At 68.0% G+C, this 13,579-nt stretch carries 12 protein-coding genes; 4 read left to right on the forward strand and 8 right to left on the reverse strand.

Annotation, left to right across the window (positions count from 1 at the left end; genetic code table 11):
- Positions 1-468: 468 nt before the first annotated feature.
- Together ACWFRU_RS41730 and ACWFRU_RS41735 are read right to left on the reverse strand one after the other, a co-directional pair.
- Positions 469-1,128, reverse strand: coding sequence for a hypothetical protein (locus ACWFRU_RS41730; protein WP_453694015.1), 660 nt, complete (start codon positions 1,126-1,128; stop codon positions 469-471).
- A 417-nt stretch (positions 1,129-1,545) separates the two neighbouring features.
- Entirely contained in the window at positions 1,546-2,115 is a 570-nt protein-coding gene (locus ACWFRU_RS41735) for a GNAT family N-acetyltransferase (protein ID WP_453694017.1), read from the reverse strand.
- A gap of 351 nt (positions 2,116-2,466) precedes the next feature.
- Between ACWFRU_RS41735 and ACWFRU_RS41740 the strand changes: the two genes are divergently transcribed.
- Positions 2,467-3,333, forward strand: coding sequence for a DUF4231 domain-containing protein (locus tag ACWFRU_RS41740; RefSeq protein ID WP_453694019.1), 867 nt, complete (start codon positions 2,467-2,469; stop codon positions 3,331-3,333).
- A gap of 294 nt (positions 3,334-3,627) precedes the next feature.
- Here the strand turns inward: ACWFRU_RS41740 and ACWFRU_RS41745 are convergent, their stop codons facing one another.
- A complete protein-coding gene (locus ACWFRU_RS41745; protein WP_453694021.1) occupies positions 3,628-4,182 on the reverse strand; it encodes an N-acetyltransferase family protein in 555 nt (184 codons plus the stop codon).
- Positions 4,179-5,429, reverse strand: a complete 1,251-nt coding sequence (locus ACWFRU_RS41750) for a twin-arginine translocation signal domain-containing protein (RefSeq protein ID WP_453694023.1) — start codon at positions 5,427-5,429, stop codon at positions 4,179-4,181. Before ACWFRU_RS41750 ends, ACWFRU_RS41745 begins: the two co-directional genes overlap by 4 nt.
- 316 nt (positions 5,430-5,745) lie before the next feature.
- Between ACWFRU_RS41750 and ACWFRU_RS41755 the strand changes: the two genes are divergently transcribed.
- Positions 5,746-6,180, forward strand: coding sequence for a hypothetical protein (locus ACWFRU_RS41755; RefSeq protein ID WP_453694025.1), 435 nt, complete (start codon positions 5,746-5,748; stop codon positions 6,178-6,180).
- A complete protein-coding gene (locus tag ACWFRU_RS41760) occupies positions 6,177-6,740 on the forward strand; it encodes an ATP-binding protein (RefSeq protein ID WP_453694027.1) in 564 nt (187 codons plus the stop codon). The genes ACWFRU_RS41755 and ACWFRU_RS41760 overlap by 4 nt, the downstream gene beginning before the upstream one ends.
- Before the next feature lie 229 nt (positions 6,741-6,969).
- On the opposite strand, the gene ACWFRU_RS41765 is transcribed toward ACWFRU_RS41760, so the two are convergent.
- Positions 6,970-7,272, reverse strand: a complete 303-nt coding sequence (locus tag ACWFRU_RS41765) for a hypothetical protein (protein WP_453694029.1) — start codon at positions 7,270-7,272, stop codon at positions 6,970-6,972.
- A 782-nt stretch (positions 7,273-8,054) separates the two neighbouring features.
- Complete coding sequence (locus ACWFRU_RS41770) at positions 8,055-8,768, reverse strand: hypothetical protein (protein WP_453694031.1); 714 nt, start codon at positions 8,766-8,768, stop codon at positions 8,055-8,057.
- 198 nt (positions 8,769-8,966) lie between these two features.
- Here ACWFRU_RS41770 and ACWFRU_RS41775 point away from each other — a divergent pair, with 198 nt between their 5' ends.
- Complete coding sequence (locus ACWFRU_RS41775; RefSeq protein ID WP_453694033.1) at positions 8,967-9,368, forward strand: DUF6896 domain-containing protein; 402 nt, start codon at positions 8,967-8,969, stop codon at positions 9,366-9,368.
- Positions 9,369-9,619: 251 nt separating this feature from the next.
- On the opposite strand, the gene ACWFRU_RS41780 is transcribed toward ACWFRU_RS41775, so the two are convergent.
- Both ACWFRU_RS41780 and ACWFRU_RS41785 read right to left on the reverse strand, forming a co-directional pair.
- Positions 9,620-9,964 (reverse strand): hypothetical protein, encoded by a 345-nt coding sequence (locus ACWFRU_RS41780; protein ID WP_453694035.1) that lies wholly within the window; start codon positions 9,962-9,964, stop codon positions 9,620-9,622.
- 233 nt (positions 9,965-10,197) lie between these two features.
- Positions 10,198-12,726, reverse strand: a complete 2,529-nt coding sequence (locus ACWFRU_RS41785) for a hypothetical protein (RefSeq protein ID WP_453694037.1) — start codon at positions 12,724-12,726, stop codon at positions 10,198-10,200.
- Positions 12,727-13,579 lie beyond the last annotated feature (853 nt).

A 13,579-nucleotide genomic window follows, 5' to 3' on the forward strand; every position in this document is an offset into this window, starting at 1 on the left:
CGCACGACGGCGCAGCTCAAGCGGGTACTGGGAAGGACGTGCCATAACTCGATCCTCTCAAACGATCGAGTCCCTACCGAACCCGGAACGGTTCAAGCACGGCCGCGGCCTGCTGCTCGTCGAAGCGCTGGCCACTTGGTGGGAGCAAAGACGAATTGAGGGAGGCAGCACCGTGCACGCGGTCATCAGCCTTCCGCAACCTCACACCCGCGCCCGCGAGATCGCCGAGGGCGCTGGCCAGGTGCCTCGAACCCCGCCACTGAGCGGCCCGCAGCCGCCGCGCGGACACGGGGCCGGTGCAAGCGCCGTGCGAGTGAGGGGCGTCGCTGTGGAGCGTGTCAGCGGCACGAACAGCGCGGAGCGGCTTTCCTTGTGTGCCGCTGCGCGCCGCAGCGAGCACCGCGCAGATGCGATGACGGATGGGGTGTATCAGCACCACGGCACGTACGTGTTCTCGTGGCCTGACTGTCAGTCCATGTTTTTGATGGCTGCGATGATCCATTCCACTGTTGTGAGGTCTTCGCTGCCATGAGCTCCTGGGGCGGCGGCAGCGGCATCATCCTGCCGGTGTCGGTGAAATGCCAGGAGAACGCCCAGGACGCCGGCTCGGTCCTCGGGTGACTCTTTGGCGATGCGCTGGAGGTTGTACAGGGCGCCGAGCCTTGCCGCGAGGTTTGGTTGGCCCAGCAGTTCGACGGCAGTCACAAAGCCCTCTGTGATGCGCGTGCGGCTTGCCTGCTCGGACGCCTGACGGTCCTTCGCCTGCTCGTACTCGAACTGCTTTTGCGTATGCATGAATTGTTGCTGGACCAGTCTGAACTGCTCTTGCGACTGCTGAAACTGTTCCTGGAACTGTTTGAGGTTGGCATCGAACTGCTGCTGGTCGAGCTCGTGTCTCTTGTGTGTGTACCAAAGGCCAAGGCTGGCGATGATGCCGCCGGCAATGGCGATGAGCGCAGTGCGAAGCCCCGTGATGATGATGCCGGCGGAGGGCGCGAGGTTTCCGTCCTTATCGCGGATCCGGTGGCTTTCGAGGACCCAGGGCCCCCACAAGAGCGCGGCAGTGAAGATGACCGCTCCCGTAGCCCCAGCCACCCACGCGAACTTGCGCTTCGCCTCCGGTTCCATGGCGGAATGATGGCTGACCGCGGTGTGAGGCAGGGAGTACTTAGCCGAATTCAGTCAGCTGATTCCCCGCTCAAAGTGGTCTGTGGCAGGTCTGCGGCCGGATCCGCCCCGTTGTCGTGGGCCGTTCGGCGAAGGCACGCTGGGCGTGCACCGTTCGGTGATGAGCGTACGCGAGGAAGGGGCGCGGCGTGGAGTTCGTGTTCGTGTGCGGTTGGTGCGAAGAGGAATGCGTTGTGTACTGCGAGCGGACCGGGTTTTGGAACAATCGCTTCGAGGATCCTGGGGAGTTCGACTGTTGGGCGTGTGGCGAGAGGTCCACCACCCCGCCCGGCCCGTGGACGCCCGCCGATTAGAGGCCCGTCGCCGTTATGGGTACGGGCGGTTCTCTGTCCCGCCCCGCTCGGTGCCCCGGAGAGCTCAGCCGAACATGCCGGTCAGGACGGAGATCCCGGGAGCCCCGGACGGAATCGGACGTACCTGCGGGGCGAGCGCGGCCCATGCTGTGCGGGTGGAAGGATCCTCTGCGATGGCCAAGTGGTGAGGACCAATCTCGACCGCCACTCCTGCGCCGGGCTTTCCTATCTTCCATCCCCAGCTGGTGTAAAGGGGGACAAGGTCGTGCCGCCCGGTCGCTAGCTTCGCCACCATCAGGCGGTGTCCTCCATCCTGGAACTGCGTCACCAGGGAGTCGCACAGCAGCGCACCAATGCCCTGACGGCGGTGGCCCCGGTCTACAGCGAGAACGTCCAGGAGGCCAATCCGCCTGGCGATCTCTTCTGGTGATACCTGCAGACCGGCTAGGGGGAGGCGAATGCCCGCTCCGGCTACCACGCCAACGACCTCGCCCTCGACTTCCGCCACCAAGCCCGCGCCGAACCGGTTCGACGGGGAGGGGTCTGACAGGTACAGGCTCAGGACGTCCGGGTCCTGTGGTTCGACGGCGTCCTGCAGAAGTTGCATGGCCCGTGTCAGGTCAGCGTGCGTCATGGGACGAATGCTTGCGGTGGTCTTCGGTGCGGTTGTCCGGGCACGGCGTTCTGCACGGCGGCGTGAGGCTCTTCCCATGGCTGTGATGGTGCCATGGAACGCGTGAACGTCTCTCGGAGTCGGCTGACCGGCCGCTCGGACCGTCTTCGTCGTCGCTGGGCGCTCTTCTTCCTCCCACAGGAACGTGTACGGGTTCCCGCCGGCCATGCAACTGCGCGGATGACACGGGCAGTAGTCAGCCAAGCTGACCGAAGGATGTCCGGTCCTAGGTAGGCGACGTGCCCTTCCGCATACGGTCCCAAGGCAGATATATACGTGCTGGGTTGGTCGCGGGTCGGGGGAGGGCCATCGGTGCCTGAGATAGACGATTTACGAGCGAGAGTCGCGGAGCTGGAGCGGGACGTTGCCTGGAAACGCAGACGTGGGCGTCTGCTGGCGGTCTCTCTGTTGGTAGTACTGGTGAGCATCCCGTCGCTCATCGCGTGGAACTCCCTGTTCGCCGACGACCGTGGCGTGCTGTTGGCCGGCAGGGGTTTCCTTGCTACAGCGTTGGCCGTCGGCGGCCTCACGTTCGCAATGATCTGTGTAAACCACATCTCTGGGATCGACTGGTTCGGCAGTCAGGGAAGGGAGTACACGCCGCCGGACCGCTACAGGTACAGCCTGGCGGAGTTGCGTGACCGTCTTGCATCCAGGCAGGAGGACCTTCGCCGGAAGAGTGTGAGGTCCCATCCGTCGCTGACGGAGCGTCGAATCATGTACCGCGAGGACACGGTCGAGGTCGTTGCCCAGTACGGGCGGGAGAGCCGCCACTACCGTCGTGTCCACAACAGCTTGCAGTCCCTGATCATGGTTGGTTCCACCGCGGTCACAACGATCGCCGCTCTCAGCCAGCAGGAATGGAATTGGCAGAGCGTGTCCGTCGTGGTCCTGGGATTCGCTGTCACACTCGCGTCCGCCTTCACGGGCTACTACAAGTACCGCGAACGCAGTTACTTCCTGCGGCAGACTGCCGATGCCATCGAGGAGGAGCTCAACGCTGTGATGCTCGGCATCGGTGAGTACAGCCAGTTCACTGAGGAGCAAGAGGGCGCGGCCCTTGCCAAGTTCACCGGCCGTGTCGAGGCGCTTCGCAACGAGCAACGCCGTCGGGAGCAGCAGTTGGACCAGCCCGCCGACCAGACCGCACCATCTGCGCCTTCGTCTCCAACTCCCTAATCGCTCTACTCAGACCCGCGGGGCTGGAGGGGGCTGGTCTGGTTGGCGTGGATGTTGCATGCGCTGGGCCTCGGCCCGGAGATGCGGCGGATTCCGGAGTGATCGAGGGGTAGCGACCAGGCTGTGCGGATCCTGTTGATGAGCGGGCGGGCGCTGTAGGGGGATATGCCGAGTTCCTGACGTACCTGCGCGAGGCATTCTGAGTCGCCACCCTCGCAGCCTGGTGTCGATGCGGTCAGTGTGTTTGTGGTGTGGGCGAGGAGGGTTGTGGGCTGGTGCGGGGGGTGGGGTTGTTCAGTGTGGGGGGAGGTTGAGGAGCATGGCGTGGAAGAGGGGTGCGTGTTGTTGGCGGGGGCGTAGGTCGCCGAGGGTTTTCCACCCCCACTGTTCGTACAGGGCCCGCACTTTGGGGTGTCTTTGGTCGACGAGGAGCGTGGCGCGTTCCTCGTCGCGGTCTTGGAGCAGTGCGTCGTGCAGGTGGCGGCTGACGCCGGTCTTGCGCCAGGGGGCGCGGACCATCAGCTCGCTCAGTGCGTAGGTGCGGGTGCCGGTCTCCGCGATAACCGACTGGGGGACGTCGGTGAGCAGGCCGCCCCACCATCGGCTATCGGCGGCAAGCGGGGCGCCGTAGGCGTAGCCCACCACCTGGCCGTGGTCGTAGCCGACCGTGCATGTCCACCCTGCCCGGCTGCTCCACGCGTCCAGGCCCTCGGCGAAGCGGTCGACAGTGGCGAAGGGGTCGGATCGGGCGGCCTCGGCGTAGACCTCGGCGTAGATGTCCAACAGCACGGGCCGCAGGTCGGCGGCCTGCTCCCGGCCGTAGTGCCGTATGACGATGTCAGTGCTCACGGATGCTCCTGGGCGGTGAGGGCACGTTGGACGGCGGTGAGCCGGTCGGTGATGCGGCGGCTGTCCAGAGAGGACAGGTCGATGCCGCCGGCGGTGGCCGCGGCTTTCTCGCGCTCTTTCTGGAGCAGTTGCAGCTCGGCCAGTTGTACCGAGTAGTAGGTGTGGTTGCGGCGCATCGACCCTGGCAGCAGGACCAGCGCCTGGGCGGTGGCTGCTTCGGCCCGGCCGTAGTGGCCCAGGGCCTGGTGGGTGATGGCGGCGAGCCCGGACAGTTCGCCGGGATTGAGGAAGGCGAGCCAGCTGGGGGCCGGGTCGGCGCAGTTGATGCGGTCGTAGGCCTGTTCAGCTGCGAGGAGGGAGCGGGCGGCAGCGGGGCGGTCGCCGATGCGGGCCTGGCCGATGGCCAGGCGCGCCTGCAGCAAAGCGGCGATCCTGGGCGCGCTGCGGACACGACGGTTGTCCAGGGCCGCCCGGGTGATCTGGACGGCCTCGCGGTGGCGGCCTGCGTGTCTCGCCTGTATCCCCAGGTTCGACCAGGCGCGCGCGGCGGCTGACGGGTCGCCGGCGAGCAGGGCGCTTTGCAGGGACGCGGTGTGCAGGGATGCGGCGCGCTCGGGTTCGCCGTTGTCGTGGCAGGCCCAACCCGCGCAGGCGTACAGGCTGCTGATCGCGCCGTGCAGGCCCCGTTCGACGCGATCTCCGTACGTGCAGCCGGCCAGCGCGTCCCTCAGCCGCTCGATGTAGCCTTGCGAGACGCTGATCAGCGGGCGCCCGCCGACGGAGAAGAAATGCGCGTCCATCCGGCCGATGCGCTCATAGATGCGGTGGAGGTCGCTCACGGACAGGCGGCCTTGGGCTGGTGTCTCGTCGATACCCAGAGCCGCCGCGACGGTCGCGGCCGCCGAGGCGGCGAGGAACTGGCGGCGCTGCACGGGCTGCTCCCTTTCTGCTGGCGGCCCTGGCGGCGGGGGAGCGGGCAGGAGGGTGCTGCTCTGGCCGCGCGGTACGAACCCCTGCGCCTGCGCCGGACGACCGAAGATCCTCTCCAGGGCCAGACAGTACTTTGCCCACGGCCAGCGAACCTCGCCGCTGATCCAGCGCCGCACGTGCCGGTCGGTGCACTTTCGCGGGCTGCCAGGGCCGTACATCTGCGCCGTGATCTTGTTGATCTCCTCGGCGAGCGACTGGTGCGTGTAATCGTGCGCGGCCATCAGCGCCTCAAGAACGGTGTTGCGCTGTCTGTCCATAAGGGGCCCCCGGAGCACTGAGCGTGGACGAGAGGCTAGTCCTGCTGCACCCTCCCGTGTCGGCAAAACTGTCCGGTCTCTGTACGGGAGTTGCCCGCAAATCGGCCTGAGCTCACACCAACGGATGGCGGTTGTCTGGGAGTGACCACCAGGACGATCCGGGAGCACCCCGTGCCGAACCCGACCCATGAACACGCCACTCCAGCGGATGGAGACGCGCCACTCCCCGCCCGGCCCGCGCACGGCACCCCAGCGACGCGCTTCGGGGCGTGTGCCCAACGGCCTTCCCCTTCCCATGTTCTGGAGCTGAAGCACGATGCCTGACACCCCCGCAGCAGCTCCCGCCGCGCCCCTCGCCGCCCTGCTGGGCGCCGTGCCCGGCCGCCCCCGAGTCGTGCTCTACACCAGCAGCACCGCCCCGCAGGTAGTGGCCCGGAGGCTCGCGCACCTCGGCAGTTTCACTGCTTCGTGCGGCTGGCTGGTCGTCCATGAGGTGTATGACCTGGCCCCGCCCGAGGCCCCGCGTCGCCGGCGGATCGGCTGGTGCACGGTGGAGAACCTGGTAGTCCGTGGCGAGGCGAACGGAGTCATCGCTCCTGCGGAGCAGGAGATCGCCTGGGCTCACAGCGACCGGATCGCGCTGCGTGCGTGGCTGCTCAACACCTCGGTCTTCACCGTGTACCTCCACGACGAGCCCAGTTCTGAGGGCCGCGCCCAAGCGTGGACCGGGCCGAGGGTGAGGTTGGGATGATGCACCCCTCAGCACCCAGAGGCCGCGCGGTTGGACCGCACCCCCGACAGAAGACCGTTGCCACCTCCGAGCACGACGCCGTTGGCGAAGCGGCCCGCCACGATCCGTCGCTCAACACCTATCGGCGGCTTTCCGGCTGCTCCGAGCTCACGCCGGGGGAGGCCCGTGCCTTTGTCCGCATCACCCTGGTCGACTGGGCTGTGCCTGAGGCTGTCAGCCAGGACCTGCAGCTGATCGTCAGTGAGCTGGCCACCAATGCCCTGGCGTACACCCGCAGCCCGGAGATCGTCGTGTCGATCTGCCTCGGCGCCGGGACGGCATCGGTAGGCGTCGAGGACTGCGGCCCTCATCGCCGACTCACCGCGCAGTGTCCCGATGTTGAGGCCGAGCGCGGACGTGGGCTGCTGATCGTGAAAGAGCTGGCGAGCCGTTGGGAGCAGAGCAAGGCCGACGACGGCGGCACCACGGTGCGAGCGGAAATTGACCTCCCCACCCACCAGCGGCTCTCCACCGGCCACCCCGTCAAGGAGGCACCGGATGGCGCCCGACACCACCCCTGAACGAGCCCGCACGCTGTATGAGGAGATGCACCCCCGCGGCGAGCGGCAGCACCTGCTGCCCGACGCGGAGCGGGTGGCCCCCCACGGCCGCCTGCGTCTTAGGACGCTGCTCCAGTCGATGACCTGGACGGTCCCAGCCCGCGCCACCGGCACCCGAGCCCGCGTGGTCGCAGGCCTGGGGCATCCCAATGAGCAGCCTGATCTGCCGGGTACGTGCGGACTGCCGTGGTCAGCCGGCCGCATGAGGCGGACCCCAGTCGGTGGTGTGGAGGCCGGTGCTCTCGATGAGATCGACGTCCAGGTCCAGGTCCAGGAGTTGGATGGGGGAGTGGGTGTGGCGTTGTAACCATTGACGGCGGCGTATCTGTTCGGCGGGGCTGAGCTTGTCCCACTGGTCGTAGTGCACTCCTGGCGAGCGGTCGGGGTTCTCGGTGGTCCAGGCTCGCACGAGATCGGTTTCGTCCGGGGCGCTTGCCAGGGTGATGAGGATCCATGCGGCGGTGTACGGCAGTGTCGGTCCGTGCTGGGGCATGAGCCGGCGGGTACGTAGGTTCCGACGTGGCTCCACAGTGGGGGCGCGCACCCACTGTGGGTGCCCTTCAGCAGGCACGATGCCTGTTCAGCGCATCACAGCGCCGCTCAGCGTCCTGCTCATAGCGTTGTTGATGTCTCGATGTCAGCTTCAGCTTCACTCTTTGGCGCGGGTCTGGGATCTGAAGGTCTGTCGGCGGGGTGGCGTCTTGGATGTGCAGGGTGTGGGGCATGTTGTCCTGGGAAAGTGCCCGAATCGTAGGGGAGGGTTGGCGGGGTGTGGCTCTACGACCCGATGGCCCGATCCCTTTAGGGCTGGGCCGGGGTCATTCGACGCGGGCCCCATTCCCAGCGTTCCTAGAGAGCTTCTGTCGTGGCCGGTGGGGGGTCTGTCGGGCCGTGGGTTGCTGGTGAGGAGAGCAGCGGGGCTCGACCAGACTCCCGACCACAGTGCCTCGACCATGGTTACGGCATCGCAACGCCTTGGGTGGTGGGGCGGTGGTCGGGGTGGCGCGGCGTAGGACAGTTCGCCAGGGCGCTGAGGTCCTGGGCTCTGGCAGGCCGGGGGGCGTCATGGGCGGGGCGGGGCGCCGGGAGAGCTTGGGTGGTGGCCGGTCGGCCATAGCAGTGGCTGCTGCGCGCTGCGGTGCCGCAGCGCCGCGGTGGTGAGCTGTGCCGTGCCCGCCGTCGTGGGGCGCCCGGTCGGTGGAGGTTCAACTTCCGCTGCTGGGGCCGTGTTCGTGGGGCGGTGGGTGGAAGGGAAGGTTCGCGCACTGCTGGGTGCTACTTCCCGGAGCGTTGGGCGGCTTGCTCAAGGATGCGTTGGCGTGTCCAGCGTCGGCGTCCGTTTTGGCGTCCGGCTTCTTGGGCGGTGCCGTCGGTGGTTTTGAGGAGGGGCAGGTTGCCTTGGGCGAGGCTGCTGGAGAAGGAGCTGAGGCTTTTGTAGCCGAGGAGGGCGGCGGCTTGGCTGGCTCCGAGGAGTTCGTTGGGGTCGCCGTCGTGGGGGACCTCGGGTAGCGGCGGTGCCTGTTTGTTTCCGGAGCGGCGTCCGCGGCCGGGCCGGGTGGCCATCCACTCTTGCAGGGTCTGTACTTTCCAGAGCTGGCGGCGGTAGGGGTTGTCTGCTGTGCCCTTCTCCTCGACCACGTCGGGTTGGGGAAAGTAACCGGGGTGGTCGCGTACGAAGGTGGTGACCTGGTTGGAGTTTTTGTAGCCGAGGTACCTCGAGGCTTCCGCGGCGTTCAGCAGCGTCTGCGGGTCGAGGGAGGGCGGTGTGTGTGCAGCCAGTCGTGTCGGCGCCCGGCGGGCGAACCACTCGCTGACCTGGGCGTGGTCCCACAGGCGTGCGCGGCCGCGTTTGCCGGCGGGTTCGGGGAAGGGGTCGCCGGCCGCGTTCTTGGTGCGTCCGGTGTAGAGGCCGGTGATCCTGGCGGGGGTCAGGCCCTGTTCGGCCGCGATCTCGGCGGCGTCGGCCAGGCGAGGCTCACGCGGGGCCATGGCTGAACCGTCCGTCCTGTCGGCTGTGAGCCGGCCGGCCCGGATCACAAAGCAAATAATGGCAGGAGTTTCGGTTGGGGGTCCAGCCCGCGGAGTAAGGGACCCTTGACTGGTTGTTTCAGGTGGCCGTCTGGCGGAGTCGTTGACGGCTCATGGAACAATCCCTTTCGGCCACGGGCTCGGGGGAGATGGCGGCGTATGGAACAGGCTGGGTCTGCTCGCGACCTCGTGCTGGGTTACGTCCGCGCTCTGAAGGCGATCGATGAGGCCATGAGGGTGGCGGTCCCTTCTCTGGAGCGGCTGGCAGATGTTCTTGGCCTGGCCCGTTCGCGCCGTATCGGCCGCAGTGGGCGTGTGGCCGGCTATTCGTACACGGTTCATGGGGCGGGCTGCCGCTTCGTCGGCGAGGACGGCATCGAGGTCGATGTGGACTTCGAAGCCGACGGCAGGGAGGTCTTCGATCTCTGGCGGCTGCGCGGGTATGGGCTGAGCCTGCCGGCGCCTGTTGACGCCACGGATCAGGACCTGCGGGCCGCGGTGCGGTCGCTGCCGCTGCTTGTGACCGAGGTGCGCCCGGGGTGGTTCAGCGTGGCCAACTGACGGCTTCGGCAATGAGGTTGGCAGGCGGCGCGAGCGTATGAGGCTGCGGGACAGTTCGGGCTGGCTCTGGTGGAGATCGGCGTGATGCTCGTCGCGAATGCCTGGAGTGGGCAGCGAGTTCAGCGTCACCAGGAACGGCAGGACGCTCGGCGTAGGGTTCGTCCCGCAGATTCTGTCCTGGAAGCCCAGATGCCCGGGGGTGTGGGCTCCGGCGGCCGCGTGGCGGACTTTGTCGGTCGGCGGCTTGTGGCCTACTCCTCGGGGAGCAGGCAGATACTGCGGCGTGCGGCGTCTTCGACCATCTCCGTGTACGCCATGGCGGCTGTCGTCATTTCCCATTCGGTCAGTGCCAGCAGCAGGATCACCTCGTCACGGTTCTGTGAGGCATCACAGGGCATACCGGCCCTCTCCGCGGCGCGCACCACGTCCGCGGTGACCATCCCATCAAGACGTGCTGCCACATCCCGGTGTAGTTCCTGTAGTCCTTGTTGGTACAGCGCGTTCGCCTCGCGCAGGAGCAGCACCAGGTCCTCGCCGTGGCTGGCCGGTGCCGCCGCTGCGCAGTCGAGGAGGCGTTGCGTGGACGTCGTCATCATGCGAAGTATCCCCTCGATAGAGGGCGGTGTGGATCTCAGTGGCAGCTGTCGCATCCGGCGCAGCTGTGCAGGGCCTCCAGGGACCGGTGTGTCGCGCAGGCAGGACGGGGCGAGGATCTCGGCCATGGTGATGTGCGGGTTGCAGGGCACCTGACGGATGCGTTCGACCAGCGCGGACAAGGGGCGGGGCCCCCGACCGTCCGGAGGGCCCCGCCCGTGCTCGATCTGACCGGTCAGACCTTGAGGATCAGTGCTTCCACTTGTTCGAGGGTTGTCACGCTGGCTTGCGCGGCGGCCCGGGCCTTCGAGAGCTTCTCCATCCACTCGATCCGCCGCTCGGCCGGGAGCGACTCCTCCTCAAGCTGGACGCGCAGGCGGTGCGCCTGCTCGAAGTCCGTCATCAGGGCGTGGGCGGCGTCCACCGCCTTCCGGTAATTCTCCTCGGCGAGTTCGACCCGCGCCGGCAGCTCCCGGCGCAGCTTGGCGAGTTGGTCGCGCGGGTCGGCGGCCGCCTCGCCGTGCGCGGTGGGCGGGGCGTCGGCGTCCGCGGTGTTCCCGGCGCCCGCAGGCGCGTTGGCGGGGTTCCCGGAAGCGGTCGGCGCCGGGGTGCCGAGGCTCACGGGGAACAGCTCGTCGAACCACGCTTTATCGGCGACGTAGCGGGTGGGCCGGCCCTCGGTGTCAGGGGCGATCACCATCCCTGCGGTGATCGCCGTCCGGTCTGCCTCGGCCCAGTGCTGCTCGCCGTAACAGATCAGGGGCGTGCCGTCGTCCGGCTCGGGCGGCCGCGGCGCGTCCGGGTGCTCCAGCACTGCCTTCGCGAACGCGAGCAGAAGAGCCCGGCTGACACCCGGCGCGCCCACCGTGTACGCCAGTGTCAAGGCGGCGAGGGCGCTCTTGGGGGTGCGGCGCACGCCCTTGCGGCCATCGCTGGCCTCGCTGCCCTGCCCCGGGGTGATGAACGGCTGCGGAGCATGGATCAGCGCCGGTGTCATCCGCCGGACCAGGGCGGTCCAGGCAGTCGCGTCACCGGCCTCCGCCCCGAGAAGCAGCTCCGTGAGCGGCCTCGGATCCTGTCCGGCGCCCTCCTTGGTCTCCGTGGTGCCAAAGAGGCCGAGGGCCGAGAGGATGTTGCCCCGGTGCACGAACAGCTGCGCGACGGCGGCGGACCACAGACGCATGCGCCCCTCGGCTGCCTTCGCCCGGATCTGGCTCCACGCCGGCTCCTGCAGCGTCCCCCTGACGACCGGCCAGAACCGCCCGGTGTCGCGGACGGTGCGCCCGTTCGCCTGCTGCGGTGCCTCGGGCGGAATCCCGGGGAACACCAGCGCGGTGATGGCCTGCACCGCGATGTCACGCAGCACGACCGGGGAGACGTCGGCGCCCGCGGGCACGAGCGGCTCCAGCGGATCGAGCGACCCGTTGACCGTCAGCGCGTCTCGCACCCCCGTCAGATCGAGGAGGTCCGCCCCGCGCGCGTCGGGGAACGCCTCGGCGAGCGCGTCCGCGAGGAGGGACTCCCTGGTGTAGGCGTCGATGAGCGTCGCGAACAGGGCGATCAGCCGCGCGTCCTCGTCGTAGGGCTGGATGCCGCGCAGGTGATCGTTGACGTTCAGGGCCCGCAGGACGTGTTCCATGGCCTCGGGATTCGTACAGCCGATCACGATCTCCGCGGACACCGTGGCGATCTTCGCCGCCCGGAGCGACGGGTCGGTCGCCTCCGTCTCCGGCTTCGCACCATCCCGGTTGAGCCGGGCGGAGAGCCGGTTCAGGATCTCCCGCAGGCTCAGCAGCAGGGGCTCGGGGCCGTCCTTCTTGTCCTTCGGCAGGGGAACGAGAGATTGCGGCATGCCCATGACCAGGTGTTCCGGGCGTACCCGGAAGACATCCAACCGGGCCAGCGCACGGTTGTTCCCCGTCACTGCAGCCAGCCGCCACGGCTTCGACACCGTGTTGTCGGCGTGGGTGATCTGCCACTGCTGCAGGACGTTCATGCCCTTGGAAAGCTGGCCCGCGTCCGCGAGGGACTCGGCAAGGTCGTACCCGCGCTTCGTTCCGGCGCGCCTCAGGTTGTCGGCGGCGTACCGCTGCATGTGCACAGCCACCGCGTACGGCTGCTCGGCGAGCGTGAGCGCCGCCTTCGGCTGTCCGTCCTCATGGACGGCGCGGACCACCGGGCGCGGCCGCCGGTGGCCCAGCGCGGCGAGCAGAGCGTGCTTCTCGGCCTCAAGCTCGTGCAGGTGACGGATGGCGTCCTGGTGCTTCTGCGTGGCCGCCGCCAACGCCTGCGACGCATACGTGTCGTCCCCGGGCGCCCGGCGCAGCGCCTCCCGCTCCTTCTCGGCTGACTTCGCGCTCTTCGTGGCGTCCTGGAGTGCCAGCTCTACGGCGACGAGATCCTTGACGCGCTGGCCGGCCTCCGGAGTGGGCGACGACCAGCAGATGGCCGTGCGGTCGTTGAGGTCCCACGGAACCACCGCGGCGCCGTGGACGTCGCAGGTCAGCAGGAGCACCTGTTCGTCGCCAGCCTTCGCGGGCCGGCAGACGGTGGGCTTGAGGACCTTCCTGCCGCGCTGGGTGGCGATCAGGGCTTTGATCTCGGTGTCCGGGAGCGCGGCGGCCAGACCCTCGAGGATCGCCTGCCGCGGAGGCGGTACGACCTCGTAGTCCGCGCAGGTGTTCTCGATTGCGTCCGCCAGACGACCGGCCCAGAGGGCGTTGCCGATCTGCGGGTATATGTCGTCGGACCGTTTCACGGCCATGGTGATGTCCTTCCACCCGGAGCGTCCCGGGCGAGCACAGAAACTCCCGACCATCGGGAGCGTGTCACGCGCCCGAGTGCAAAAGCCTCTCGTGCCGACGAGGAATCGAGCCGACCCTCTGAGGGTGTGCGGCGGTCCTCGCCCCGTACGGTCCACCGGCCAGCGTCCGAAGAACGATCAGCCCCAACAGCGCCTCGGTGGCGCCTGGACCTCTCGCAGCTTGCTCCTGCTCCGCCGGAAGCGGCATGAGGCGGACGCCAGTGATGAGCCACCGACGTGCAGCAGGGAACTTGCCACTACCTACGGCACAACTGCCCTTCAGCGACGGTGAGTTCACCCCATCAGGTGAACGGCTGCCACAACCCGACTGCGAAAGACCTGGTTTGAGGTAGTCATGCGGCGGTGGGCGATGCCCGTGGACCACACGAGGTGGATGGCCTGGCTCGTCGACAACACCGAGGCAGCCTGTGGTCAGGATTGGTTCCGTCGGTGAGTGATGTGGTGGCGTGGTGGGTCAGGTTCTGCCAGGCGGTGCTGATGTAGGGGGTGGGGGTCCCGTCCCGCCATGTGTGGGTGGTCGACCCTCTTGTTTTGTCTCTGCTGCCGGGGCGTGATGCGGCGGGTGAAGCCCTGAATGCTCGTCCTTCACCTGGTGTGCTCTGGCGGGGCCGGTGGTGGGGTGTGGTTGTCGAAGATGGTGGTGTCGTCGATCTCGACCTGGAGGGGGGGGGTGTGCCGTCGGCGCGTATTAACTGTTTGTGGGTGGTGTCCAGGTGTATGGAGATCCGTACGGTGCGCAGGTCGGCGTCCAGGTAGGCGAATACGAGGATGCCGGCGAGCTCGATGCAGGGCA

The organism is Streptomyces sp. NPDC055099, assembly GCF_053607685.1.